Annotated in this window: 24 protein-coding genes; 14 read left to right on the top strand and 10 right to left on the bottom strand. The window is 69.7% G+C overall.

Annotated features, from left to right (window positions below; genetic code table 11):
* Positions 1-139 precede the first annotated feature (139 nt).
* Complete coding sequence (locus H623_RS20135; RefSeq protein WP_022901582.1) at positions 140-1006, bottom strand: RDD family protein; 867 nt, start codon at positions 1004-1006, stop codon at positions 140-142.
* 19 nt (positions 1007-1025) lie between these two features.
* Here H623_RS20135 and H623_RS0114155 point away from each other — a divergent pair, with 19 nt between their 5' ends.
* The gene (locus H623_RS0114155; protein ID WP_022901583.1) at positions 1026-2021 is read left to right on the top strand and encodes a stage II sporulation protein M; all 996 of its coding nucleotides are present in this window, start codon (positions 1026-1028) and stop codon (positions 2019-2021) included.
* Positions 2022-2184: 163 nt separating this feature from the next.
* Here H623_RS0114155 and aqpZ read toward each other — a convergent pair whose 3' ends face one another.
* Positions 2185-2964 carry an aquaporin Z gene (aqpZ, locus tag H623_RS20140; RefSeq protein WP_022901584.1) on the bottom strand — a complete coding sequence of 260 codons (780 nt, stop codon included), beginning with the start codon at positions 2962-2964 and terminating at the stop codon, positions 2185-2187.
* Positions 2965-3211: 247 nt separating this feature from the next.
* Here aqpZ and H623_RS0114170 point away from each other — a divergent pair, with 247 nt between their 5' ends.
* On the top strand, positions 3212-3700 hold the full coding sequence (locus tag H623_RS0114170) for a Fur family transcriptional regulator (protein WP_022901585.1): 489 nt from the start codon (positions 3212-3214) through the stop codon (positions 3698-3700).
* Between the two features lie 61 nt (positions 3701-3761).
* Positions 3762-6044 (top strand): catalase/peroxidase HPI, encoded by a 2283-nt coding sequence (gene katG / locus H623_RS0114175; protein WP_026940374.1) that lies wholly within the window; start codon positions 3762-3764, stop codon positions 6042-6044.
* An 88-nt stretch (positions 6045-6132) separates the two neighbouring features.
* On the opposite strand, the gene H623_RS0114180 is transcribed toward katG, so the two are convergent.
* The 5 genes from H623_RS0114180 to H623_RS0114200 are packed head-to-tail and all read right to left on the bottom strand — an operon-like array spanning position 6133 to position 11719.
* Complete coding sequence (locus tag H623_RS0114180) at positions 6133-7461, bottom strand: DUF58 domain-containing protein (protein WP_022901587.1); 1329 nt, start codon at positions 7459-7461, stop codon at positions 6133-6135.
* 9 nt (positions 7462-7470) lie between these two features.
* Positions 7471-8484, bottom strand: coding sequence for an AAA family ATPase (locus H623_RS0114185; RefSeq protein ID WP_022901588.1), 1014 nt, complete (start codon positions 8482-8484; stop codon positions 7471-7473).
* Positions 8485-8535: 51 nt separating this feature from the next.
* Complete coding sequence (locus H623_RS0114190) at positions 8536-9717, bottom strand: DUF4350 domain-containing protein (protein ID WP_022901589.1); 1182 nt, start codon at positions 9715-9717, stop codon at positions 8536-8538.
* A complete protein-coding gene (locus tag H623_RS21840) occupies positions 9714-10442 on the bottom strand; it encodes a DUF4129 domain-containing protein (RefSeq protein WP_022901590.1) in 729 nt (242 codons plus the stop codon). The genes H623_RS0114190 and H623_RS21840 overlap by 4 nt, the downstream gene beginning before the upstream one ends.
* The gene (locus H623_RS0114200) at positions 10436-11719 is read right to left on the bottom strand and encodes a DUF7847 domain-containing protein (protein ID WP_022901591.1); all 1284 of its coding nucleotides are present in this window, start codon (positions 11717-11719) and stop codon (positions 10436-10438) included. Before H623_RS0114200 ends, H623_RS21840 begins: the two co-directional genes overlap by 7 nt.
* A 214-nt stretch (positions 11720-11933) precedes the next feature.
* Between H623_RS0114200 and mtrA the strand changes: the two genes are divergently transcribed.
* The 5 genes from mtrA to H623_RS0114225 all read left to right on the top strand — a co-directional run bounded on the left by mtrA (position 11934) and on the right by H623_RS0114225 (position 17238).
* Positions 11934-12617: an MtrAB system response regulator MtrA gene (gene mtrA, locus H623_RS0114205; RefSeq protein WP_022901592.1), complete on the top strand. Its 684-nt coding sequence runs from the start codon at positions 11934-11936 to the stop codon at positions 12615-12617.
* A gap of 11 nt (positions 12618-12628) precedes the next feature.
* A complete protein-coding gene (mtrB, locus tag H623_RS20145) occupies positions 12629-14620 on the top strand; it encodes an MtrAB system histidine kinase MtrB (protein WP_022901593.1) in 1992 nt (663 codons plus the stop codon).
* Positions 14617-16380: an LpqB family beta-propeller domain-containing protein gene (locus H623_RS0114215; RefSeq protein ID WP_022901594.1), complete on the top strand. Its 1764-nt coding sequence runs from the start codon at positions 14617-14619 to the stop codon at positions 16378-16380. The genes mtrB and H623_RS0114215 overlap by 4 nt, the downstream gene beginning before the upstream one ends.
* Positions 16381-16583: 203 nt before the next feature.
* Positions 16584-16847 (top strand): hypothetical protein, encoded by a 264-nt coding sequence (locus H623_RS0114220; protein WP_022901595.1) that lies wholly within the window; start codon positions 16584-16586, stop codon positions 16845-16847.
* 19 nt (positions 16848-16866) lie between these two features.
* Positions 16867-17238, top strand: a complete 372-nt coding sequence (locus H623_RS0114225) for a ribbon-helix-helix protein, CopG family (protein WP_022901596.1) — start codon at positions 16867-16869, stop codon at positions 17236-17238.
* On the opposite strand, the gene H623_RS22385 is transcribed toward H623_RS0114225, so the two are convergent.
* Positions 17198-17422 carry an RHS repeat-associated core domain-containing protein gene (locus H623_RS22385; protein WP_157560998.1) on the bottom strand — a complete coding sequence of 75 codons (225 nt, stop codon included), beginning with the start codon at positions 17420-17422 and terminating at the stop codon, positions 17198-17200. The two genes, H623_RS0114225 and H623_RS22385, sit on opposite strands and share 41 nt — an antisense overlap.
* A gap of 47 nt (positions 17423-17469) precedes the next feature.
* Between H623_RS22385 and H623_RS20150 the strand changes: the two genes are divergently transcribed.
* The 3 genes from H623_RS20150 (at position 17470) to secA (ending at position 22200) form a co-directional block, all read left to right on the top strand.
* Positions 17470-18270: a ComF family protein gene (locus H623_RS20150; protein WP_157560993.1), complete on the top strand. Its 801-nt coding sequence runs from the start codon at positions 17470-17472 to the stop codon at positions 18268-18270.
* Between the two features lie 174 nt (positions 18271-18444).
* Positions 18445-19146, top strand: a complete 702-nt coding sequence (gene hpf / locus H623_RS0114235) for a ribosome hibernation-promoting factor, HPF/YfiA family (protein WP_022901598.1) — start codon at positions 18445-18447, stop codon at positions 19144-19146.
* 240 nt (positions 19147-19386) lie between these two features.
* Complete coding sequence (gene secA / locus H623_RS0114240; RefSeq protein ID WP_022901599.1) at positions 19387-22200, top strand: preprotein translocase subunit SecA; 2814 nt, start codon at positions 19387-19389, stop codon at positions 22198-22200.
* A gap of 10 nt (positions 22201-22210) precedes the next feature.
* Here the strand turns inward: secA and H623_RS0114245 are convergent, their stop codons facing one another.
* Entirely contained in the window at positions 22211-22690 is a 480-nt protein-coding gene (locus H623_RS0114245; protein ID WP_245558999.1) for an Rv3235 family protein, read from the bottom strand.
* A gap of 167 nt (positions 22691-22857) precedes the next feature.
* Between H623_RS0114245 and H623_RS21225 the strand changes: the two genes are divergently transcribed.
* Positions 22858-23628 carry a hypothetical protein gene (locus H623_RS21225; RefSeq protein ID WP_026940379.1) on the top strand — a complete coding sequence of 257 codons (771 nt, stop codon included), beginning with the start codon at positions 22858-22860 and terminating at the stop codon, positions 23626-23628.
* 113 nt (positions 23629-23741) lie between these two features.
* Here H623_RS21225 and H623_RS0114255 read toward each other — a convergent pair whose 3' ends face one another.
* The gene (locus tag H623_RS0114255; RefSeq protein ID WP_022901601.1) at positions 23742-24035 is read right to left on the bottom strand and encodes a helix-turn-helix domain-containing protein; all 294 of its coding nucleotides are present in this window, start codon (positions 24033-24035) and stop codon (positions 23742-23744) included.
* 185 nt (positions 24036-24220) lie between these two features.
* On the opposite strand from H623_RS0114255, the gene H623_RS20165 reads away from it, so the two are divergent.
* Entirely contained in the window at positions 24221-24931 is a 711-nt protein-coding gene (locus H623_RS20165; protein WP_051143256.1) for a hypothetical protein, read from the top strand.
* Complete coding sequence (locus tag H623_RS20170; RefSeq protein WP_022901603.1) at positions 24928-26175, top strand: CpaE/TadZ family protein; 1248 nt, start codon at positions 24928-24930, stop codon at positions 26173-26175. The genes H623_RS20165 and H623_RS20170 overlap by 4 nt, the downstream gene beginning before the upstream one ends.
* Positions 26176-26305 lie beyond the last annotated feature (130 nt).

Below are 26305 nucleotides of genomic sequence, written 5' to 3' on the forward strand. Positions count from 1 at the left end.
GTGGCGGGTCTCGCGCCGGGTGTCGCAATTTACGCAAACTGCGCGTTTTGCGTATTCCGTTCTGAGTGGATGCTGGTCCGAGCCGAGCCGAGCCGAGCCGAGCCGAGCCGAGCCGAGCCGAGCCGAGCCGAGCCGCCCCTCAGCGGCGTGGAAAGCCCGGCGGCATCGCCTTCAGCGCCGCGGCGACGGAGTCGAGGCGTGCACGCTCTCCGCGCAGAGCCGCGGCCTCCCGATCGCGCCGCACGGCGGCGACGGCGATGACGAACGACTCCGCGTCGGTGTTCGGCAGCGGGGACACGTACGGGGATGCCTCACGCGCGAGCTCTGTCGAGACGCGCAGGCGGGCATCCGGGGTCAGAGTTGCGGCATGGCGGAGGAATTCGGCGATGCGGCGCGCCAACCGTGGCGGCAGCGCGGCGACGTCCGCGACCGTGGCCCAGCCGGACAGGTATGCGGGCAGAGGGGGCGCAGGCGGCGGGGGTGGAGGCATCCGCTGCAGTTGGGAATAGGTGCCGGCCATGAGGTCGCCGATGCGCTTGGAACGCGGCGACAACAGACCGGCGAAGGCGGCGATGCCGCCGAAGGTCATGTAGATCTCGACCACGCCGATCAGAGAGCGCACGAACGCGTGACGGAGCTTCTCGGCCCCGCCGTCGTCGCGCACGATGCGGGCGCCGATCGCGAGCTTGCCGAGACTGCGACCGTGGCTGAGTGTCTCGACGAGGGTGGGTGCGACGAGGAACACGAGCACGATGATCACGACCTGGATCGCTGCCGTCGCCGAGGCGTCGAGCAGCGATCCGGCCGCCGACAGCGCCAAGAAGAGCAGGAACAGCACGACGTATGCCGCGACCACGTCGATGACGAGCCCGGCCGCGCGCAGAATGTAGCTCGTGGCCCGCGCGTCGAGCGCGACCGCCTCACCGGTGAGCTGAAGATCACCGTCGCCGTACTCGGTCGCCGACGTGTCGACGTACCGCGGCGTTCCCGCCGTCGCGCTCGTCATGGCTACCATCTAATCAGTCATGGATGCCGACGCGTACGCCGCCGCCCACAGCGCCGAGTGGGAGCACCTCGACGCGCTCGCGAGGCGGCGCAGGCTCGACGGCGAGGCATCCGACGACCTCATCGCGTCGTATCAGGCGGCCGCCTCGCAGCTCTCGGCGCTCAGCTCCGCCGACGGCGACAGCGCGTACACCGACCGGCTCTCCACGGTGCTGGCACACGCCCGGCTGCGCTTCACCGGCGCGAGCTCGAGCGCCGCAGGCGTCGTGGCACGGTTCTTCGTCATCGTGCTGCCGGCCGCCCTCTACCGGGTGCGCTGGGTGACGCTCGCCGTCGCCGTCGGCACCATCGTGATCGGGGCGCTCGCCGCGTGGTGGCTCGTCTCGGATCCGCGAGCGCTCGCCGCCGTCGGAAACGAGGCGGACCTCAAGCAGTACATGAACCACGACTTCATCGACTACTACTCGAAGAATCCCGCCGCGTCGTTCGCCGGCCAGGTGTGGACTAACAACGCGTGGCTGGCGGCGCAGAGCATCGCGTTCGGCATCCTGGGCGTCTACGTGCCCTACATCATCATCCAGAACGCCGTGAACGTGGGCGTCGCGGCCGGCATCTTCGCGCACTTCGGCCACCTCGATGTGATGTTCTCGTACATCCTTCCGCACGGGATGCTCGAGCTCACCTCGCTCTTCGTCGCCGCGGCGGCCGGACTGCGCATCTTCTGGGCCTGGATCGCGCCCGGCGCCCGCACCCGCGGGCAGGCGCTCGCCCAGGAGGGCCGCACGCTCATCGCCGTGGCGGCGGGCACCGCGATCAGCCTGTTCTGCTCGGGCCTCATCGAGGGCTTCGTCACGCCGTCACCGCTGCCGGTCTGGGCGAAGATCACCATCGGCGCGCTCGCACTCGCCGCGTTCCTCGTCTACATGCTCGTACTGGGACGGCGAGCCGTGCTGGCCGGTGAGACCGGAGACCTCGCCGAGCCGGATGCCGGTGGTCGCCGCCTCGTCGCCGCGTAGCGTTCTTCGTGGCCGAGCGCGGGCAGCCTTCGTGCCGAGCGCACGCAGCCTTCGCGCTGAGCGCAGACAACGGTGCGCCGCATGAACCGAAGTCCGTGCGGCGCACCGTGGACATGCTGGCAGGCCGGCGCCAGGCCGGCGCCAGGACAGCGTCAGGACAGCGTCAGGACAGCGAGGAGCGCGCCTTGGCGATGCCGCCCATCATGGGCTTGAACGTGAAGCCGGCGAGCAGTCCTCCGATGGACGGGAAGATCAGGAAAAGCCAGACCTGCGCCAGGTTGTCGGGCCCGCCGTAGATGGCGGCGGCGAGCGAGCGTGCCGGGTTCACCGACGTGTTGTCGACGGGGATGGCGATGAGGTGGATCAGCGTCAGCGTGAGGCCGATCGCGAGGCCGGCGAATCCGGGCGAGGCGAGCTTGCTCGTGCTGCCGATGACCGAGTAGAGGAACACGGCGGTGAGGATGACCTCGATGATCATGGCCGCGCCCATGCCGAACCCGCCGGGCGAGTGCTCGCCGTAGCCGTTCGACGCGAAACCGGAGGCGACAGTCTTGTGCAGGAAGCCCTTCGGCCCGTCGGACGCGATCCAGAACAACAGCGACGAGCCGATGATGCCGCCGACGAACTGCGCGACGATGTAGCCCGGCACATCACGCCACGGGATACGTCCCGCCGCCGCCATTCCCAGCGCGATCGCCGGGTTGAAGTAACCTCCCGAGATCGGTCCGAAGGCGTATACGCCGACGAGCACGGTGAGGCCGAACGCGAGCGCCACGCCGAGGAAGCCGACGTTGAGGCCGCCGACGCCGTTCTTGAATCCTGCGGCGAAGATCGCCGTGCCGACGCCTCCGAACACGAGGACGAGCGTGCCCAGGGCTTCGGCCAAGAGCCTCGAGCGGTAGGCGGGTTTCGGCGGACTGACTGCGGTAGTTGCTTCGGACATGACGTTCCCCCCGTCGGTCTGAGAATGACTCTGCTCCGAGCACGCCGAAGAGACGACACGCTCGTCCTTGTCGCACGATAGGACACCGCCGCACCGCGAACTCGCCCGCCGGCGGGCGTGTCGTGTACTTGCGGGTCGTGTTATCCTGAATCAATCAAGATAAGCGGCGACGGCGGTGCCGATCACATCGGTCTCGATGCCGTGACTGTGCGTGACAAGCACGGATGACATCAGTACGGGGTGGCGAATGATCGAGTCGGTGAATCCGGACCTTCACGATGCCCTGCACACGCTGGGCCTGCGCGTCACGGAGCCGCGGCTGGCCGTGTTCGAAGCCGTGCAGTCGCATCCGCATGCAGACACGGAGACGATCCTCGACGCCACCCGTGCCGCACTTCCGAGTGTGTCGCACCAGGCGGTTTATGACGGCCTGCGCACCTTGGCCGAAGCGGGCCTCGTGCGGCGCATACAGCCCGCCGGATCGCTTGCACGCTACGAGGTGCGCGTCGGCGACAACCACCACCACCTGGTGTGTCAGGTCTGCGGGCGCGTCGAGGACATCGACTGCGTGGTCGGCGAAGCGCCGTGCCTGACGCCGAACGACGACCACGGCTTCGTCGTGCAGCAGGCGGAGGTCACGTTCTGGGGAACGTGCGCCGATTGCGCACCGGACGCAGACCGAGCGGCGGACGCCGGCCGAACGGCGACCGATGACCGAACGACAAGTGCCGACTGAGTACCCGCCGACCGGCTACCCGCCGATCGAGACATCTTCCATCACCGAGAAGGGACACCACATGACCGACAACGTCATCGACGAGTCTGAGGGCATCATCCCCACGCCCACCGACGAGGAGCACGCGGTCGCGGCCGAGGAGGCCACCTGCCCCGTCGTGCACGGCGTGAGCCGGGCCGGCGGCTCGAGCGCCCGCAACTGGTGGCCGAACCGCCTGAACCTGCGCGTGCTGGCGAAGAACCCCGCGGAGACCAACCCGCTCGACGCCGGCTTCGACTACCGCGCCAACTTCGCGAACGTCGACCTCGACGAGCTGCGCAAGGACATCGAGGAGGCCCTCACCACCCGACAGGACTGGTGGCCGGCCGACTTCGACAACTACGGTCCGTCCGTCATCCGCATGGCCTGGCACAGCGCCGGAACCTACCGCGTCACGGATGGCCGCGGCGGCGGAAACAGCGGACAGCAGAGGTTCGCGCCGCTGAACAGCTGGCCCGACAACACCGGCCTCGACAAGCCGCGGCGCATCCTGTGGGCGGTGAAGAAAAAGTGGGGCAAGCAGATCTCGTGGGCCGACCTGATGATCTTCGCCGGGAACGTGGCGCTCGAGCAGATGGGCTTCACGACCTTCGGCTTCGCCGGTGGCCGCGTGGATGCCTGGGAGCCCGATGACGACGTCTACTGGGGTTCCGAGAACACCTGGCTGGGCGACGAGAAGCGCTACACGCCCGGCGAGAAGCGCGAGCTCGAGAACCCGCTCGCCGCAGTGCAGATGGGGCTCATCTACGTGAACCCGGAGGGCGTGGGCGGCAACCCCGACCCGCTCGAGCTGGCCGGCGACATCCGCGAGACGTTCGCCCGCATGGCGATGAACGACGAGGAGACCGTGGCGCTCATCGCCGGCGGCCACACGTTCGGCAAGACGCACGGCGCGGGGCCGGCCGACCTCGTGGGCCCTGCTCCCGAAGACGCTCCGATGGAGCAGATGGGCATCGGCTGGAAGAACGCGCACGGCACCGGCAAGGGCGACGACCAGACCGCGAGCGGCCTGGAGGTCACCTGGACCTATCACCCGACGCGCTGGGACAACGAGTTCTTCCACATCCTCTACGCCTACGAGTGGGAGCTGATGGACAGCCCGGCCGGCGCCAAGCAGTGGCGACCGAAGAACGGCGAGGGCGCCGACATGGTGCCGATGGCGCACGACGCCACGAAGCGTCGCGAGCCGCGCATGCTCACGAGCGACCTGTCGCTGCGGTTCGACCCGATCTACGGGCCGATCTCGAAGAAGTTCAAGGACGACCCGGAGGCATTCGGCGACGCGTTCGCCCGTGCATGGTTCAAGCTGACGCACCGCGACCTCGGCCCGAAGACCCGGTACCTGGGCAAGCTCGCACCCACCGAGGAGCTCATCTGGCAGGACCCCGTGCCCGCCGTGGACCACGCGCTCGTCGACACCGCGGATGTCGCGTCGCTGAAGGCCGAGGTGCTCGCGTCGGGTCTGAGCGTGTCGGAGCTCGTCGCGACCGCGTGGGCTTCGGCGTCGACCTTCCGCAACAGCGACAAGCGCGGCGGCGCCAACGGTGCCCGTCTGGCCCTCGCCCCGCAGAAGGACTGGGAGGCGAACAACCCGGTGCGCTCGGCCAAGGTGCTCGAGGTGCTGCGCGGCGTCAAGGAGCGCTTCGACGCCGCCCACGAAGCGGACGGCAAGAAGGTGTCGCTGGCCGACCTCATCGTGCTGGCAGGCAACGCCGGCGTCGAGAAGGCGGCCAAGGACGCCGGGTTCGACGTCGTCGTGCCGTTCCGTGCGGGACGCACGGATGCCACGCAGGAGCAGACGGACGTCGACTCGTTCTCCTACCTCGAGCCGGTCGCCGACGGCTTCCGCAACTACGTCGGACCGATGGCCGCCGCGGCGGACCTGCCCGCCGAGTTCCTGCTGGTCGACAAGGCCAGCCTGCTGAACCTGACGGCGCCCGAGATGACGGTGCTGGTCGGCGGTCTGCGCGCCCTCGACACGAACTGGGACGGCTCGAAACTCGGCGTCTTCACGGACCGCCCCGGCGTGCTCACGAACGACTTCTTCGTCAACGTGCTCGACATGGGCACGCAGTGGAAGCCCGTCGACCCGGGATCGCACGCCTTCGCGGGCAGCGACCTGGTGACCGGTGACCAGAAGTGGATCGGCACCCGCGCCGACCTCGTGTTCGGCTCGAACTCCGAGCTGCGCGCGGTCGCCGAGGTGTACGCCGCCGACGACGCCGCACAGAAGTTCGTGAACGACTTCGTCGCCGCATGGGTCAAGGTCACCGAGCTCGACCGCTTCGACCTCGCCAACAAGTAGCCACACTGCAGAACGCCCGCACCGGCATCTGACATGGATGCTCGTGCGGGCGTTCCGCGTGTCTGCCGGCGTGTTCAGGCCCTCGCGTTCAGAGCCGGCCGGATGCCTTCAGCGCCAGATACCTGTCGGCCAGCGCGGGCGGCAGCTCGGCCGGCTCCGCGGAGACGACATCGGCGCCGAGCTGCCGCACCGCCTGCGCGACGCGATCCCGCTCGAGCATGGCCCGCTCCGCCGCCGCAGCGAGGTAGAACTCGTCGACCGTGTCGCGTCGTCGGGCGGCACGAGCCGGCTCCGGGTCTGCGACGGACGCGACGACGACGGTGTGCGATCGGGTGAGCTGCGGGAGGGCGGCCAGGAGGCCGCTCGAGGATGCGGGAGCCGAGGCATCCGTCAGCAGCACCACGAGAGCGTGCCGGTGGGTGAGGGACCGCACCTGTGCCGGGATCGCCGCCCAGTCGCTCTCGATCAGCTCGGGTTGCACATCGGCCAGCGCCGTGACCGTGCGCGAGAGCAGTTCGGCACCCTTGGCGCCCATGATGCGGGCGCGCATGCGGCGGTCGAACGCGAGGATGTCCACGCGATCGCCGCCGCGATCGGCAAGGGCCGCCAGCAGCAGCGCGGACTCGAACGCCGTGTCGATGCGCGGCTCGTCCGCGATGCGGGCTGCCGACGTGCGCCCGGTGTCGATCACGATCACGACGCGGCGATCGCGCTCCGGGCGCCAGGTGCGCACCATGATGCCTGAGCCGGCGCGCGCCGTCGAGGCCGTGCGTGCCGTGGCACGCCAGTCGATGGAGCGCACGTCGTCGCCGGCGACGTACTCGCGCAGCGAGTCGAACTCGGTTCCCTCGCCCCGCACGAGCACCGCCGCGGACCCGTCCAGCTCGCGCAGTCGCGCGAGCCGGGACGGCAGATGCTTGCGGGAGAGGAACGGCGGCAGGACCCTCAACTCACCGGGGGCCGCGAGTGTGGCCTGACGTGAGAACAGACCGAGCGGGCCGAGGGAACGGATGGCGACGAAGCCCACGCGGCGGGTGCCGCGGCGGCGCGGGGTCAGCGTGAGACTGAGCATCCGTCGCTCGCCGGCCGGCACGTGCAGCGCCACGCGGGATGACGAGAGCCCGGCCGACGGCGACCAGCCGTCGCGCAGCGTGCCGTGCAGGGCGCGAGGGCCGAGGTTCGTGACCGCGACAGTCTCGGTGACGCTCTCGCCGAGACGGACGCGGCCCGGGAGCATCCGCTCGATGCGCACGCGTCGCGGTGAGGATGCCGCCAACAGGTCGATCACGCCCAGCGCGCAGCAGAACACCAGCCAGCACGCCAGCACGAGGTAAGCGATCGAGGAGGACGCGCCGAAGATCACCAGGGGCACGAGCCCCACGGCGAGAAGAACGGCGAAACGCCCGCTGACGGCCACGTCTCGCCCCTACAGGGGAACCTGCACCTGTTGCAGCACGGAACGCAGAATGCCGTCGGCCGACACCCCTTCGAGCTCCGCCTCGGGCTGCAGCTGCAAGCGGTGCCGCCAGGCCGCAGGAGCCATCGCCTGCACGTGGTCGGGCGTGATGGCGTCGTAGCCGCCGAGCCAGGCGTAGGCCTTGGCCGCCGCGAGCAGCGCCGTCGCACCGCGCGGGCTGACGCCGAGCCGCACCGACGGGCTCTGCCGGGTGGCACGGGCCAGGTCGACGATGTAGGTCAGCACGTCGGCGCCGGCGCCGACATCGCGCACCGACCGGCGGGCGCGCAGCACGTGCGCCGCGTCGATGACGGGGTGGATGCCCGCGGCGTTCAGCGCGCGCGGGTCGAAGCCGGCCGAGTGGCGGCGGAGCACCTCGAACTCGGTGTCGCGGTCGGGAACCTCGAGCACCACCTTGAGCAGGAACCGGTCGAGCTGCGCCTCGGGCAGCGTGTAGGTGCCCTCGTACTCGATGGGATTCTGCGTGGCCGCGACGAGGAACGGATCGGGCAGCGGCAGCGTCTCGCCGTCGGCGCTCACCTGGCGCTCTTCCATCGCCTCCAACAGCGCGGCCTGCGTCTTGGGCGGTGTGCGGTTGATCTCGTCCGCCAACAGGATGTTCGTGAACACCGGCCCGTGCCGGAAGACGAAGGACGACGACTTCGCGTCGTAGACGGTCGACCCGGTCACGTCGCCGGGCATCAGGTCGGGCGTGAACTGCAGGCGCTTCGACTGCAGCGAGAGCGAGGCCGCCAGCGAGCGCACGAGCAGGGTCTTCGCCACGCCCGGAACGCCTTCGAGCAGCACGTGCCCGCCGGTCAGCAGGGCGACGAGAAGGCCGGTGACGGCGCCGTCCTGGCCGACGACGGCTTTGGCCACCTCGGCGCGCACCCGGGCGAACGCCTCGCGCTCGCCGACGGGCGCGGCGGGCTCGGCGGGATCAGCGGGCCTGGCGGGCTCAGCGGTGCCGGTCGAATCGGTCATCGGGCGGTCAACTCCTCGTCGGTGGGTCTGAAATGCGAGCGTAGCGCTCGGTCAGGGAGCGCGATCGACGGCGGCGCGCACCGCGGCCTCGAGTGCGGCCAGCCGGGATGCCTGTTCCCGGGCTTCCGCGTCGGCGCGCGGCGTGGCATCCAGCAGCACGTCGCGCACGGTCTCCATCGGCGTGCCGGTGACGGCGGCCGCGGCCGAGACCACCTGCTCGACGGGCGCGTGCGGCGGCAGCCCGCAGAGCGTGCCGATGCGGCGAAGGGCGCCGAGGCGCAGCGAATCCAGGGCGTGGATGCGTGCTCCCGCCGCCCGGTAGAGCCGCGCGCGCCCCTGCATGGTCTCGTCCGCCTTCACGGGCACGGGCAGATCCTCGATCACGAGCGGCCCGAACCGCCGCCCTCGCCACAGTGCCGCGGCGATCGTCACGACGATCAGCAGGAGGATGGCCGGCGTCAGCCAGCCCGGCGTGATCTGCGCCAGCGTCGGCGCGCCCGACGCCTTCACATCGTCCTCCGACGGTAGGTACCAGACGAGCGTGCGGTGCGCGCCGAGCAGCCCGATCGCCAGCGCCGCATTGCCCGCGCGGTCGATGCGTTGGTTGTCGAACAGTGTTGCGCCGACCACGGAGACCGTCGCACCGCGATGCTCGGTCTGGGCGAGAGCGTAGGCGTCGCCGAGGTAGAAGCAGCCGACGGCAGCGTCGCTCACGCGGTAGCCGGTCTGCACGCCGCGCACGGAACCGGCGCGTCGTGCCGCCGCTACGTCGCAGCGGGCCGAGGACGAGCGCGCCTTCTGCGGCGTGCCGGCGACGGCGACACCGGGCGCGAGCGCGTTCAACTGCTCGAACGGGGGCGCGATGGCGACCACCTCGGCGCCGAGCGCGAGCAGTGAACGGGACTGCGAGGCATCCAGATACCCGTTCGGGTCCGAGACCAGCACTGTCGTGTCGCGGCGGTCGGATGCCTTCTGCCGCGCTTGGTCGAGCGTGCTCACCACGCGCACGTCCACGCCGCGCTGCGCCAGCACCCGGGCGAGCGCCTGCCCGCCCTGTGGACCGGGGTTGGAAGCACCCATCGGGTCGGCCGACGAGGAGGCCAGCGAAAGCTGGATCGCGGTCGCGATCGCCGAGCCGATGACGAGGATCGCCACCAGGATGATCCAGCCGCGCGCCCGTCGCAGGCTCTGTGCTGGCGTGCGCGAGAGCGCCGGTGCCGCTGTCGCGGTCATCGCGGTGCTCCGTCGGTGCTCTGCAGCGCGCTGAGCTGCGGGCGAGCGGCAGCCAGGTCGGTGTCGAGCGTGGCGAGTCCGGCGTAGTCGTCGGCGCTCGCGTGCCGGTTCAGGTAACGCACGCCGTCGAACAGCACGGCGGCGTCGTGCAATCGCCGAGTGAACGCGGGCAGCGCCCGGGATGCCTCGATCGCCAGTTCCTGCGCCGTCGTTCCCGGTAGCACGAGCACGACGGTCCGTTCACCGAGCGAGCGTCCGATGGCGCGGAAGAGGTCGCGCACCGCGTCGTCGTACCGGCCGACCGCTGCAGCCGCCCGGGCGTCGGCGCGCAGTGCGCGGGCGTCGCGCGAGTCGCGCTCGTCGAACACCTCGGCGACGCGAGTGCGGCGACGCAGCCGCGGGAGGCCGAAGACGACGAAGGCACCGATCAGGATCGCGACGATCAGGGCGATGCCGATGCTCGCCAGCACCCAGCCGGCGTCGCCGCTGACGTGTACGCCGAGGGATGAGAACCATTCCGCTATCTGGTGCGCGATGCGGTCGAACCAGGTCGGCTTCGCCGCCTGGTATTCGGAGTGCTCGAGCTCGTGCCGCAACCACTGCTGCGCGGTCGGGCCGTCCGGGGTGAGCGGCGGCGTGTCCCGCGCGGGATCGGCCAGGAGCGGACCGGCGAGAACGTGACCCACCGCGCTGGCGGCGAGCACGGCGGCGTTCACGATCACCACGGATTCCGGTACGTCGTCGGCGCTGCCGGAGCGGAGGCAGGCGGGAACGGGGCGCGCGATGCGAACGGAGCAGGCGTCGCGAACGGGTCCGAGGCATCCGGCAGGCCGGCGGCGCGCGCGTCGGTCACCCGCCGCAGCTCGGAGTCGAGGCCCTCGCGGCGCATCCGCAGATCGAGGTAGACGGTCGTGGCCGCGGCCGCCTCGATCACGGCGGTGACGGTACCGATGAGCGTGCTGAGCGTGAGCGAGACGGCGTAGTACACGATCGTCACGGTGAGGGCGCCGCCCTCCTGGATGCTTCCGGTCGGGCTGATCACGGCCAGCACCACGCTGTAGATGAGCTGCAGGGGCACCGCCACCACGTAGCTCGCGAAGGAGCACACGACCGCGATGAGCGCGAGCGTACCGAAGGTGCGCCAGAACGAGCGGCGCGTGAGCACCCACGAGCGGCGGACGGCGACGAAGACGTTCGCGTGCTCGACGACGATCGCGCTCGGTGTGAGCGCCGTCTTCGTGCCGAGCCAGATCCAGAGCGCCACCAGGCCGGCGACGGCCAGCAGCACGACGAGCACGATGAGCAGCACGGAACCCGTCGAGGCCGCCGCGGCCGCGAGGAGCCCGGCGATCAGCAGGGAGACGATGGCCGCGGCCGCCACGAGCGCGGTCCAGCCGATGAGGCGCCAGCGGGAGCCGCGCGTCGCACGCCACAGCGCTCGCAATGTGAGCTTCTCGCCGAGCGCGCCGCGCGCGACCTCGGAGGCGACCAGACCCTGCACGAGCGCCGTTCCGATCAGCGAGATGAGCACCGAGACGAGGGCGGCGAGGATGACGATGGCGACGGTTCCGGCGATGATCACCTGCTGGTCACCCGGCGATTCGACGTCGGCGGAGACCACGCGCGTCACCGCGAAGACCGTGGTGAGGCCGACGACCAGCACTGTCGCGAACGTGGAGATCAGCTGCACGATGAGCGAACCGCCCACGGTGGCGCGCGGGTTGTGACGCAGCACGCGGAACGGGGTGCCGAAGAGCGTTCCGAACGGCATGGGTCGCAGCGGGAAGAGGCCGGGCTTCGGCGGGGGCGTCCAGCCCTGCTGGCCGGCGCCGGCATATGGCGCGCCCTGCTGCCAGGTCGGTTGTTGTTGCCAGCCCGGCTGCGGGGGGACCGCGGGCGGCGCGACCGGGGGAGGCCACGACGCGGGCGGGCTCCAGGCATCCTGATCGGGGCGCGCGGTCGCGTCGCCGTCGGACGACGTCGGACCCTGGGATTCGCTCACCGCTTCGCTACCTGCCGCTGCTCGTGGCCGGGAATGCGGTGATTTCGCGGCGGAATGACGCCGGATGCACCGCACACGTGGGGTCTCCCCATCCTGGCACAGCGGCTCCGCCTCCCGAGACGACGGAATCGCCGTCGACTAATGTTGTGCCATGATCTCGCCCGCGTGGTCGTCTTCCGTGGGCGCTGAAGAGAAGTCAGGACCCCTGAACGCAATGAACGCGAAGATTCTGGTTGTCGATGACGACACCGCCCTGGCCGAGATGATCGGCATCGTGTTGCGCACCGAAGGCTTCGAACCCAGTTTCTGCGCCGACGGCGCGATCGCGGTCGACAGCTTCCACGCCACCAAACCCGACCTGGTGCTTCTCGACCTCATGCTGCCCGGCATGGACGGCATCGAGGTGTGCTCGCGCATCCGTGGGGAATCCGGCGTACCCATCATCATGCTGACGGCCAAGTCCGACACGGCGGATGTCGTCAAAGGCCTGGAGTCCGGCGCCGACGACTACATGGTCAAACCGTTCAACCCGAAGGAGCTGGTGGCCCGCATCCGCACTCGGCTGCGACCGGCGGCATCCTCACCCGCCGCCGAGACGCTGCGGGTCGGCGACCTCGAGATCGACGTGGCGGCGCACGAGGTGCGCCGCGGAGACGGCCGCATCAACCTCACCCCGCTGGAGTTCGACCTGCTCATCGCGCTCGCCTCGAAGCCGCAGCAGGTGTTCACGCGGGAGATGCTGCTCGAGCAGGTCTGGGGTTACCACTACAAGGCGGACACGCGCCTGGTGAACGTGCACGTGCAGCGCCTGCGCGCCAAGGTCGAGGACGACCCCGACAATCCGAAGATCGTGATGACCGTGCGCGGCGTCGGCTACCGCGCCGGCGCAACGCCCTGACGGAGCGCGGCGTGATCCTCGGCGTCGACTGGCGGCGGTGGCGGGAGTGGCCAGGGCGCATCGCCCATCTGTGGCGCACGTCGCTGCAGTTCCGCACCGTGCTCATCACCGTCGCGCTGACGCTGCTGGCGGTGCTCGCCGCGGGCTTCATCGTGTCGTTCATCGTGGGGAACGGCCTCTACCAGGCGCGTCTCGATCAGGCCTACCGCGACTCCGCGCGCGCGACGACGGATGCGCAGAAGAAGCTGGATGCCTCCGACGCGACCGATCCCGAAGCCATCGACAACCTCTTCCTTCAGGTCTTCGGCGACGTGAAGAACTCCTCGGCCACCGGCCTGGTGGCCTCGTTCCGCGTTCCGGGGCAGGGGATCGATGCCGCAGCGCCGGTAGGCGTGTCGACGTTCGGATCCGGCAAGTCGGTGATCACGAAGAGCCTGCGCAAGGCGGTGCAGGCATCCCCGCGCGCCGTGTTCGCGCAGTCGGTGGCGCTGCCGAACAACGACGGCAGCACGCGTCCCGGCATCGTGGTCGGCTCGCAGCTGCAGCTGCCGACGGCGGGCAGCTACGAGCTGTACATCGGGTACGACCTCTCCGACTCCGAAGAGACGCTGCTGTTCGTGCAGCGCACACTGCTCGTGGTCGGACTCGTGCTCGTGCTGTTGATCGCCGCGATCACCTATCTCGTGGTGCGCCTGGTGGTCACGCCGATCCGGCTCGCGGCCGAGACCAGTCGACGGCTCGCCGACGGTGATCTCGAGGTGCGCATGCCGCTGGCCAACGAAGACGCGTTCGCCACGCTCGGCCGCTCGTTCAACGGCATGGCGGATGCCCTCCAGCGCCAGATCACGCAGCTCGCCACGCTCTCGAAGCTGCAGCAACGCTTCGTCAGCGACGTCTCGCACGAGCTGAGAACACCCTTGACCACCATCCGGCTCGCCGGCGATGTCATCTACGACCAGCGCGAGGACTTCCCGCCCGCCACCGCGCGCACGGCCGAGCTGTTGCACACCCAGATCGAGCGCTTCGACCTGCTGCTCTCCGATCTGCTCGAGATCAGCCGCTACGACGCCGGAAGCGTGGTGCTCGAACCGGAGCCCACGAACCTCGTGCGACTGGCCGAAGACGCGGTGGACGACATGCGGCCGCTCGCCATCACTAACGACTCGCCCCTGCGTCTGGATGCCCCAGGCGGCTACTTCGAGGTCGAAATGGACCCGAGACGCGTGCGTCGCATTCTGCGGAACCTGCTCGGCAACGCCATCGAGCACGGCGAGGGGCGCCCGATCGTGGTCACTGTCGACAGCAACGCGACGGCGCTCGCGCTCGGCGTGCGGGACTACGGGCTCGGCATGAACGCCAACGAGGTGGAGCACGTCTTCGACAGGTTCTGGCGCGCCGACCCGTCGCGCAAGCGCACCATCGGCGGCACCGGACTCGGGCTCGCGATCTCGTTGGAAGACGCCACGGAGCACGGCGGCTGGCTGGATGTCTGGTCCAGCCCGCGAGAAGGATCGCACTTCCGCCTCACCCTGCCGCGCGTGCCGGGCCAGCCCATCGAGGCCTCGCCGCTACCGCTCACCCCCGTCGACGCGCCGCGCGACCCCGAGGGCCATCTCATCGGGCACGAGCTGATCGGCACGCGACACGGCGACGATGGTGATGGCGACGAGGGATCCGAAGGCCGCGCGCGCCGCGGTGCCCCCAAGGGCCGCCGAGGCGGACGGAACGGCACCAGGAACGTCACGGAGAAGCACGCGAGCAAGCGTGCTGAGAAGCACGATGAGAAGCGCGCCGAGAAGCAGTCGGACAAGCACGGCGAGAAGCGCGCCGAGAAGCAGTCCGTCAAGCACGGCGAGAAGCGCGCCGAGAAGCAGTCCGACAAGCACGGCGAGAAGCGTGCCGGCGGGCGCGGCGACAAGCGCATCCAGGAACCCGGCGGCCGGAACGGCGAGAATCACGAAGGACCGGACGATGACGAGCGCGAGGGGACGGTGAAGGCATGAAGCACGGCGGAACGTCACGGGCGGGTCGCGGGCCGACCACGCGGCGACGCGACGGGCGGTGGCGGGGGCTGCGGGCATCCATCGTCGCCGTCTCGGCTCTGGCGCTGATCGCCGGGTGCGCGCAGATTCCGACGAGCAGCGCGGTCAAAGAGGTCGGTCCGATCAGCGAGCAGGACAACGATCTCGGGCAGGTCGACTTTCTGCCCAGCGGCCCGCAGACCGGCGCGACGCAGGACGAGATCCTGAAGGGGTTCATCCAGGCCGCCGTCTCACCGCAGGGCGACTACTCGGTCGCCCGCGACTTTCTCACGACAGGCTTCGCGACCCGCTGGAATCCGGATGCCTCGGTCACGGTCGACACGGGATCGGACCGCGACTATCGCACGCTCGGCGCTGACCAGAAGCAGCTCACCATGACGCCCGTCGCGTTCGTGGACGCCGACGGCAGCTACCGGCGCGCGGAGACGTCGACGGCGATCGAGCAGGAGTACACCTTTGTGAAGCAGAAGGGGCAGTGGCGCATCTCCAAGGCCCCGAACGGCGTCATCATCGACAGCTCGCGCTTCACCAACGTGTTCGCGCCGCACTCGCTCTACTTCTTCAGCCCCGACCTGGCCTACCTCGTGCCCGACGAGCGCTGGTTCCCGAACTCCCCGGCATCACTGCAGACCCGCATCGCGAAGGAACTGGTCGGAGGACCGGCGAAGTGGCTCGACGGCGCGTACGTGACCGCGTTCCCGCAGGGATCGCAGCTCACCTCGGACTCGGTGACCGTGAGCGACGGCGTCGCCGACGTCGACCTGAACACCACGGCGGGCGCGGTGGATGCCCTCACCCTGTCGCGCATGCAACTGCAGCTCTCCGAGTCGCTCGCCTCCGTCGCGGGCATCAGCGACGTGCGCATCTCGATCGCCGGCGTGCAGCGTCCGGTGCAGACGGCCGTTGACCCGGCACCGATCCAGAACCCGAGCGTGGACAGCAACGCGCTGGTCTCGCGCAACGGCAAGTTCGGACTGCTCTCCGGCTCGAGTGTGAGCGAGATACCCGGGGTCTCGACCAAGGTCGAGGCGCTGTCGCCGCGCGCGGTGACGCTTTCGGCCGACCACCGCGCCGCTGCCGTGCTCGCTGCCGGCGCGAGCTGGCTGGTTTCCGCGGACACCGATGACCCGAAGAAGTTCGACGCGCGACACGGCGTCGTCGCGCCGACCCTCGATCCGTCGGGCTACGCGTGGAGCGGTTCCGCGGATGCCCCGACGGACCTTGTGGTTGCGGCTCCCGGCGGCACCACGTCGACGCTGAACGCGGCCTGGCCCGACGCGCGCTCGCTGGCGGGCATCGCCATGTCTCGGGATGGCACCCGGCTGGCGGCTCTGGTGCGCACCGATTCCGGCACCGACATCATGGTCGCCGGCGTGGTGCGCAACGCGGGCGGCAAGCCGCAGAGCGTGTCGACGCCGGTTGACCTCGGCCCGGTGTCCGCGGGCGCGGCGACGTCGCTCACCTGGCTCGACGACCTGACCGTGGCCGCGCTGTCCACAACGTCGACGGGCAACAGCTCCATCGATCTGCAGACCGTCGGCGGCGAGAGCGAGATCGAACAGGGCCCGGGTTCCGGTGCGTCGATCGGACCGGTCGGGGCGTCCCCGTACTACTGGGTGCTCACCTCAGCCGGTTCTCTTCAGTGGCCGCGCGGCACGGGATGGCAGCAGCGCATCGACGACGTGCAGCTTCTCGGCCAGCAGCTGGGCAAGCCGGACTGATCCGGCAGGCCGCCACGGCGTGACCGGATCGTGGCGCGCCCAGCCGGCCGAGAGGCGAGGCAGGCCGAGGCTGTCGCGCACGCGCTCATGACCGAACGGCTACAGGCCCAACGACCCGACTACCCCGGCGGACCGGCCGAGTGGCCCAAGACCGATTGGCTTTTGGACTACACACATAAGCACTTTTGGAGTACAGTAGTCTTATGGCGATCGAGTGGGCGAGCACCGCTGACAAGCACGGAGTCCCGCACGAGGATGCCTTGCACGCCGTATTCAACGCGACGTGGCACGTGAGCAACTTCGAGCCGTCCCGAATCCCCGGAGGGATCGACCCGGACGGTTGGATCGGCCCCAGCCGCACGGGGGAGGAGTTGGAAGTCTTCGCCGAGCTCGGCCCAGCGCCGCGAGTGTTCATCTTCCACGTGATGCCCGCCCGTGAGGTCACACGACAGAGTTCCGCAGAGTGATGAACAGGAGGAAGAACCAATGAGCGACAAGCACACGGCTAGCGCGCCCATCGCCGCAACCGACGAGGAACGCGCACGGCAGGCCAGCGAATGGATGGAATCCGCCGACTTCGACATCCCCGACCACGCCAAGGTCACCCAGGGTGAAGAAGCAGCCGCATCCGGCCGCGCCGCCCTTATTGCTGCCCTCGGCAGCGAGGAAGCGGTACAGGAAGCCATCCTCGGCCGGCCCAGCCTCAGCGGCACCATCGGCACCGGACCTTCACCCAAGCGACAGGTACGACTCCCGATCGACCTCGACCAGGCGCTCACTGAGCGCGCCGAACGCGACCACCGCAACGCCAGCGACATCATCCGAGACGCCCTCGACGCCTACCTCCGCGCCTCGTGACGTAGTTGTACCCGTTGGTTTCCTGCCCTGAAGGATCACGGTGCCTGAATCGGCCGATGCTGGAGTCGTAGTAGCGGGTGCCGAGTTCGGTGAGGCCGTTGGGGTGTCGGATGAGTTGCGCCCGGGTGTTCCTTGCGCGACTCGTCGTCCCCAGGTGCGCCGGTCCCGTCTGTTCTTCACTGATCTACCGGTGCGTCGTTCCCGCCGGGCGCGTGCAGGCAGTCTCGTGGAGTGAGCGAATCCCGAGGCAGTGTCCCCGTCCGATCCGGCGTGTCGGCGCCGCGGCCGAGCGCCGCACTGCCGACCTGCCGCGAGGCGCTCCTCGACGCTCTGGCGATCGTCGTCCCGACAGCGTGCGCCGGGTGCGGTGAGCCCGACCGCACCGTCTGCGACGACTGTCGCCGACGGCTCCGGCCCCGGGTGCGATTCGTCGAACTGGACGGGCTGCGTGTCGCGCACGCACACGACTACGGCGGCATCGTGCGCTCCGCGCTCGCCGCCTTCAAAGACGGCGGCCGAACGGATGCCGCGCCGCACCTCGCTCCGTCGCTGCGCGCCGCCGTCGCCGCCGCGCTGAGTCTCGCGCGTTCGGAGCAGGATGCTCCTGCTCGCGCTCCTGCTCCTGCTCGCGGTCCTGCTCCCGCTCGCGTCGATGCCGCACCGCCTCGTCCCATCCATCTCGTGACGGTGCCGTCTTCCCGGGCGGCGTTCCGGGCGCGCGGCTACGTGCCGGTCGCACTGCTCCTGAAGCGGGCCGGACTGCGTCCGGAGAAGGCCCTCGTGGCGCGGCGAACGGCGGACGATCAGGCCGGGCTCACGGCGGAACGACGGCGCGCGAACCGTGCCGGCTGGCTCGAGGCGCGCGGCGGAATGGTGGGGAAGCGGGTGCTGCTGGTGGACGACATCCTCACGACCGGATCGACGCTGCTCGAGGCCCGCAGAGCGCTGACCGCCGGCGGTGCCGACGTGGTCGCTGCCGCCGTTCTGGCGCGCACGCCGCGTCGTGTCGAGGGCGCACGGGCGCCCCTCTGAAGCGTTGGTCGTGCGACCGAAGTGTTCGGGTGACAGCACTCGGAAGGCTCACCGTCGACACCCGGCATGAGGCTGGTGACAATGCCGTCGTACCGGTCTACGGTAGGGAAAAAGGTGCCGGAGAAGTCACCTCTTCCGTCGGGTGACAACCGGTATCGGAAGCAGGAGGTTGCCATGGAAATCAACATCTTCGGACTCGGCGTGGGCATCACCGATCGCTTTCGGGAATATGCGACGGAGAAGGCCGCCAAGATCGCTTCGCTCGCGGAGCGAGCTCTCTCGCTGGAGATCAAGGTCTCCCGCCACAACGAGAAGTCCGGAGGTTCCAGCGGCGACGACCGCGTGGAGTTGACCCTCATCGGGCCCGGGCCCGTGGTGCGGGCCGAGGCGACCGCCGCCGACAAGTACGCGGCGTTCGACCTGGCGATCGGGCGATTGCTCGAACGTGTGCGGCGTGCCAAGGATCGCCGCAAGATTCATCGCGGCCAGCATCGACCGCCCTCGGTGCGCGAGGCGTCAACGGTCGGCCTCGGCCGAGTGGATGTCACGCCCGCCCCGGTCGCGGTGCTCGAACAGGTGCGCACGGGCGCCGTCCCGGTCGTGGCCGACCAGGAGAGCGCCGAGGAGGCCGAGGAATACTGCCCCGTGGTCATCCGCAAGAAGGTGTTCGCCTCTGTGCCGATGAGCGTGGACGATGCGCTCTATTACATGGAGCTGGTCGGGCACGACTTCTATCTGTTCATCGACGAGGAGTCGAACCGGCCGTCCGTGGTCTACCGGCGCAAGGGCTGGGACTACGGGGTGATCGCTCTCGATGAGAACGCAGAAGAGCTGCAGGAGGTGGCGACGGCCTCGCGCAAGCTCGGCCGCGGCTGAGCGGCGACGTCTGCCGGCCCGCTGATCGCCCGGCCGGCCGGCGGAGGGACGTCCGGCGCCGGGAGCACATCGTCGCTCCCGGCGCCGTTGTGCTCGCCCAGGGCACGCACAGCCGGTGTCCGGTGATCGTCAGGTCACAGCCCGGTAACATGGGAGCCGTCGTCGATCCCGAGAGGCGACCCGTCCGTCCGGACGACGGATGCCTGCGGGCATCCCCCACGAAACACTTGGAGTGCATCAGTGGCCTCAGTTCTCGAAAGGGTGTTGCGTGTCGGCGAGGGCCGCACGCTCCGGCGGCTCGAGGCGTATGCCCGTGCCGTGAACGCGCTCGAGGAAGACTTCCAATCCCTCACCGACGAGGAGTTGCGCAACGAGACCGCAGAGCTGCGGGAGCGTTACAGCAACGGCGAGTCTCTCGACGATCTCCTGCCGGAGGCATTCGCCGCCGTGCGCGAGGCATCCGTCCGCACGCTCGGCATGCGTCATTTCGACGTGCAGATCATGGGCGGCGCCGCTCTGCACCTCGGCAACATCGCCGAGATGAAGACCGGTGAGGGAAAGACGCTCGTGGCCACGACCGCGGCCTACCTGAACGCGATCGCCAGCCGCGGGGTGCACATCATCACCACCAACGACTACCTCGCCAGCTACCAGGGCGAGCTGATGGGCCGCGTCTTCCGCGCGCTCGGCATGACGACCGGCGTGATCCTCGCCGGCCAGACGCCCGACGAACGACGTGAGCAGTACCTCGCCGACATCACCTATGGCACCAACAACGAGTTCGGGTTCGACTACCTGCGCGACAACATGGCGTGGCAGGCGTCCGACATGGTGCAGCGCGGGCACTTCTTCGCGATCGTCGACGAGGTGGACTCGATCCTCATCGACGAAGCGCGCACTCCGCTGATCATCTCGGGACCCTCCAGCGGCGAGGCGAACCGCTGGTTCACCGAGTTCGCCCGCCTTGCGACGCGGCTCGTGGCGGAGGTCGACTTCGAGGTCGACGAGAAGAAGCGCACGGTGGGCGTGCTCGAACCGGGCATCGAGAAGGTCGAGGACTACCTCGGCATCGACAACCTCTACGAGTCGGCGAACACGCCGCTCATCTCGTTCCTGAACAATGCGATCAAGGCGAACGCTCTGTTCAAGCGCGACAAGGACTACGTCGTGATGAACGACGAGGTGCTCATCGTCGACGAGCACACCGGTCGCATCCTGATGGGCCGTCGGTACAACGAGGGCATCCACCAGGCCATCGAGGCCAAGGAGGGTGTGCCGGTCAAGGCCGAGAACCAGACCCTCGCCACGGTCACGTTGCAGAACTACTTCCGCCTCTACAAGAAGCTCTCGGGCATGACGGGTACGGCCGAGACCGAAGCCGCCGAGTTCATGTCGACGTACAAGATCGGCGTGGTGCCGATCCCCACGAACAAGCCGATGATCCGCAAGGACATGCCGGACCTCGTCTACAAGAACGAGGAGGCCAAGTTCGCCCAGGTGGCCCAAGACATCCAGGAGCGCAACAAGAAGGGCCAGCCCGTGCTCGTCGGCACGACGAGCGTGGAGAAGAGCGAGTATCTGTCGCGACTGCTCGCCAAGAAGGGCGTGCGGCACGAGGTGCTGAACGCGAAGAACCACGCGCGTGAGGCGGCGATCGTCGCGCAGGCGGGCCGTCTGGGCGCCGTCACCGTGGCCACGAACATGGCCGGTCGCGGTACCGACATCATGCTCGGTGGCAACGCGGAGTTCTTGGCCGTCGCCGAGATGAACGCGCGCGGCCTCAACCCGGTCGAGACCCCGGAAGAGTACGAGGCCGAGTGGGATGGCGTCTACGAGAACGTGAAGACGAAGGTCGACGAGGAGGCCAAGAAGGTCATCGACGTCGGCGGCCTCTACGTGCTCGGCACCGAGCGGCACGAGTCGCGCCGCATCGACAACCAGTTGCGTGGACGTTCCGGCCGCCAGGGAGACCCGGGCGAGAGCCGGTTCTACCTCTCGCTGACGGATGACCTGATGCGTCTGTTCAACGCGGGCGCGGCCGAGAGCCTGATGGGGCGCAGCAACGTTCCCGACGACCTGGCGATCGAGTCGAAGGTGGTGAGCCGCGCCATCCGTTCGGCTCAGTCGCAGGTCGAGGCGCGCAACGCCGAGATCCGCAAGAACGTGCTCAAGTACGACGACGTTCTCAACCGCCAGCGCGAGGCGATCTACGACGACCGCCGGCGCATCCTGGAGGGCGACGACCTGCACGAGCGCGTGCAGAAGTTCCTCGACGACGTCGTCTCCGAGGTCATCGACCAGCACACGGCCGAGACCAACCCCGATGACTGGGACTTCGACGCACTCTGGTCCGACCTGAAGGTGCTGTACCCGGTCGACATCACCATCGACGAGGTCATCGCCGAGGTGGGGAACAAGGGGCGGGTCAACCGCGAGTACATCAAGCGCGAGGTGCTCTCCGACGCCAAGCTCGCCTACGAGCGTCGTGAGGAACAGCTCGGAACGCCGGCCATGCGCGAGCTGGAGCGTCGCGTCGTGCTCTCGGTCATCGATCGCCGCTGGCGCGATCACCTCTACGAGATGGACTATCTGAAGGACGGCATCGGCCTGCGTGCGATGGCGCAGCGCGACCCGCTCGTCGAGTACCAGCGCGAGGGTTACTCGATGTACCAGCAGATGATGGGCGCCATTCGCGAGGAGTCCGTCGGGTTCCTGTTCAACCTCGAGGTCGAGGTGACCCAGGCGGCCGGCGAGATCACCGAGGTCGAGGCGAAGGGGCTCGCGCCCGCCGCGGACGAGCAGCAGAGGCTCAGCTACTCCGCCCCGAGCGACGACGGCAGCGTCGAGGTGCGCAACCAGCGCGGGCAGGTCGAGCGCGCGGCGACGGAGCGCGCAGAGCGTGCGCGCCGTCGTCAGCTTGCGGCACAGGAAGACGAGCAGGCCGCGCGAGAGCAGCAGACGGCCTCACGCGGCGCTTTCGGTCAGCGATCGGATGACGGCGCTGAGCCGATGAATCGTGCCGAGCGGCGTGCTCAGGAGCGCCGCCGCCGCTGAGAGGGTCGGATCAGAGCACGCTGATGGCGGATGCCCGCCAGCGCCGGTCGAATCCCTCCAGCCGGATCGCCACCGCGCGCACCCTCGCCGGATTCCGCACGATGACGGTCGCTTCGATCACGCCGTCGCGCGGCTCGCTGACATGCGTGCTCAGCACGCTGAGCGCGGGTCTGGCGGCCGCGACGCCCTTCACTCGTCTCGCTCGCTCCGCCAACACCGTGCGGTGAAGAAGCGACGTGAAGACGTCATCGGTCACCCAGCGGGTCAGCTGCTCGACGTCTCGTGCGCCCGCCAGCACCTCGAGGATGCACCGAGCCAGGTTCGTGAGGAGAGGTTCCGGATCCGGCAGCTCCACCCGGCGCGCGGGCTGTGCCATGAAGAAGTCGTCGCCGTCGGCGTAGACCGCCGGAGCACGAGCATCTTCACGCACGGATCCGCCCCGTTCGGGCAGCGGTTCCTGAGGTGAAAGCGACGACGACAGCTGACTCATCGGCTGGCTCCCTGCGGTCGGGTGCGGGGGAAGGCGAGACGCATGCCCCACCTTTGGGGGTGTTTGGCATGTCACTCAACCAGCGGTCAGACAGGAGAGTCCACGGCGTTCCTGCCCTGTTGACAACCCCCGGGGTCTGCGGCCCCAAGCCGGTATTCTGGCCGGTCATGCGCTGGGACAACCTCTTCGACGATCTGGAGAGCCAACTCGAGCACGAGCTGGGCGTCGAGGAGCTCGAGCTCCGCGTCGAAGAGGAGCGGCTGCGGCTCGGCAGACTCACGTTGCGCTCCCGGCTGCGCGCGGCATCCGGTGCCGACGATCGCGGGCCCGCGTCAGCAGCGCGCCGACCCGCCGGCGAGGTCCGTCTCTGGCTCGTGGACGGCAGCGTCGTCTCGGTGCGGCCGACGACGTTCGGGCGCGACTGGCTGTCGGGCGAGCTCGTCGGCGCTGCGACGGCCACGAACGCCCAGGCACGCGCGAGCGGTGCGATGGACGGGAGCCGCGCGATGGACGATACGGCCCGCGCGATGGACGCAGGCGCCGCGATGCGCGCGAGTGTCAGGGGCGGGGCATCCACCGGCCTTGTGCGAGTGCGGGCGCTCGTGCCGCTGCACGCCATCGCCTCGGTGGCGCTCGACGAGGAGGCGCTTGCCGACAGCCTCGACGGCGAGGCGGAGCAGGATGCCGCACCCGGCCAGCCTTCCGCGCCGCGCCTGATCGATCGCCTCGGTTTCGCATTCGCACTGCGCGACCTGGCGCGACGCCGCGCCGCGGTTACGGTGACGACGGCGCTGGGCGTGCTGCACGGCACCATCGACCGCGTCGCGAAGGATCACTTCGATCTCGCGCTGCACGAGCCCGGTGTGCCGCGCCGGGACAGCAACGTGCGAGGAATAAGGCTCGTCCCGATGTCGGCCGTCGTTCTGGTGCGTGCGTGACGAGCGATCCTGGCGCGCTGGAATCCTGAGCGGTGAAGCTGACCCTGAGCGGTGATGCGATCCTGAGCGCGATCTGACCCTGAGCGGTGATCTGGCGGGGATCGAGCGGCGCTCTACCGGCCGTCTTCCGGCCACACGATGCGACCACCGGACAGCTCCGGGATCGCCGCCAGATCCGACTGCTCCCACAAGGCGCGACGCCGCGTCTCCTCGTACATGGCCGCGATGTAGGCCTCGAGCTCGACGCGTTCGATGCGCCAGGCTCCGGGGCGGCCGACGCGGATCGCGGGAAGCTCGCCCGTCTCAATCAGGCCGACGACCTCGGAAGGCGCGACATTGAGCACTTCGGCGGCATCTGCCACCGTCAGGAAGCGCGTCACATCGTCCGGGCGGTCGGCGGCGGTCATGTCTCCGATTATGGCGGCACACCCGGGGGACAACCCGAGCATGTGGATAACTTTCCCACGACTTGCCCAGGATCGGCACCATGGGAGATCACGGCAGGTGCGCAGCAGACCCCGCAGCGCACGACAGCGCCGCACGACAGCGCAACATGACGGCAACGTCGCAGCACGAGGAGGAGCGATCGCGGATGGCACAGTCGACGGATCAGAGGGCGCGAAGATTCTGGATCGATCCGAGATTCGTTCTCGGCGTCGCGCTCGTCGTGGCGTCGGTCGTCGGAGTCAGCGCGCTCCTGGCGGTGCAGAACCGGAGCGTTCGGGTCTACGCGGCCCGCAGCACTCTCGTCGCCGGCGACCTCGTGCGAGCGGCCGACCTGCAACTCGTCAGCGTGCGCGTGCCCGCAACGTCCCACTACCTGGGCGAAGGCGCTCTCCCCGACGACGCGATCGTGGTGCGATCCGTGCCGAAGGGCGATCTGATCCCGCAGGCCGCTGTGACGGGGCAGACCGACGCGAATCTGACGAGTATCGTCGTCGCCTCCTCCGGACCGGTCGCCGGAGCGGTGGTGCCGGGGACGATGGCGGACGTCTGGTCGGCCGATGCCGCGGACGACGAGGACTACGTGCCCCCGGTGGTGCTGGTCTCCGGCGCCGTGGTCGTCTCGGTGGCCGACGACGACTCCCTCGTGGCGGGCCGAGGATCGGTCTCCGTCGAACTGCGCGTACCCGCCGGACGCGTGGCATCCGTGCTGCAAGCGATGGCGGACGGCCGGTCGTTGTCGGTCGTCCCCTCCAGCGCCCGAGGCGACGAACCCTCCGACACGGACGGGCCCACGCCGACCCGCACCCCGACGCCCACCGCGCCGGCGAGTGAGCGACCGAAGGGGAGCCGCGGATGACCGTGCTCGGCCTGTGCCTCGATCGACGGTCTCAGGAGCGGTTCGTCGCCGAAGCCGCCGCGTCGGGCTACCTCGTCGGAGCCCGCGTCGCCACCGGCCGCGAGTTCCTCGCCGCCATGGACGCCGCACAGCTCGACGTCGCCGTCGTCTCGGCGAGCCGCGGTCGCCTGTCTGCCGACCTGGTGGCCGCCTGCGATCGCGGGGGAATCCGACTGGTCGTGCTCGCCGCGGGCGAGAGCGAACGCCGGCACGCGCTCGCACTCGGGGTCTACGACGCTCTGGATGCCGCCAGCGACTGGGCGAGGATCGAGCCGTCCCTGCGCGGCGTGCGCGCCGTCCCCTCCCGGACCGGCGGTCCCATCGGAGCCGAGGAGCCGTCCCGCGTGATCGCCGTGTGGGGACCGGCGGGAGCGCCGGGACGCACGACGACGGCGATCACCATCGCCGCCGAACTCGCCGCGCTCGGGCACAGTGTCGTGCTCGCGGACGCCGACCCGTACGGCGGCGCGAGCGCACCGGCACTCGGCCTGCTCGACGAGGCGCCGGGATTCGCGGCGGCGTGCCGGCTGACGGCATCCGGCTCGCTGACTCACGACGAGCTCGTTCGCGTCGCGCAGCGCTATGCGAGCCCACGCGGAGCGTTCTGGGTGCTGACCGGCATCGGGCGTGCGGCCCGCTGGCCCGAGCTGACCGCCGACCGGGTCGAGGGCGTGCTCGCGCAGTGCCGCACCTGGGCCGAGTACACGGTGGTCGATGTCGGGTTCAGCCTCGAGACGGACGAGGAGATCACGAGCGACCTCTTCGCGCCGCGCCGCAACGCCGCGACGTTGACCGCGCTGCGCTCGGCGGATGACGTGATCGCGGTCGGCCTGGCCGACCCGGTGGGGCTGTCGCGGCTGTTGCGGGCCTACGGCGACCTCGTGGAGGCGGCGCCCGAGGCCAGACAACACGTGATCGTGAACCGGGTGCGAGCATCCGCCGTCGGTGCCGACCCGTTCGGCCAGGTGGCGTCGACCCTGCAGAGGTTCGCCGGGGTGCAGGCGGCCGCCATGGTGCCCGACGATCCCGCCGGGTTCGATCTCGCCGTGCTGACCGGCAGAACCGTGCGGGATGCCGCACCGAAGTCGCCCGCGCGCGCTGCCGTGCGCCGTTTCGTGGAGCGCGAACTGGCGCCCATCGTTCCCACCGAGCACGGCCGGCGTCGGCACGCGGCGCGGCCGCGCCCGGTGAGCGAGCCCGCGTGACCGAGGTGCGCTCACGGCACCACGGCGCGTCGCGCACGAGGCCGGTCACGCGCTGGGCCGGTCTCGCGTGCGAACCACCGATACGGAGCTGACCTGAGCGCGGGCTCCGCTTGGCGCTCGCCGGTGCACG

Origin of the sequence: Humibacter albus DSM 18994 (genome assembly GCF_000421825.1) — a bacterium.
GTDB classification, from domain to species: domain Bacteria; phylum Actinomycetota; class Actinomycetes; order Actinomycetales; family Microbacteriaceae; genus Humibacter; species Humibacter albus.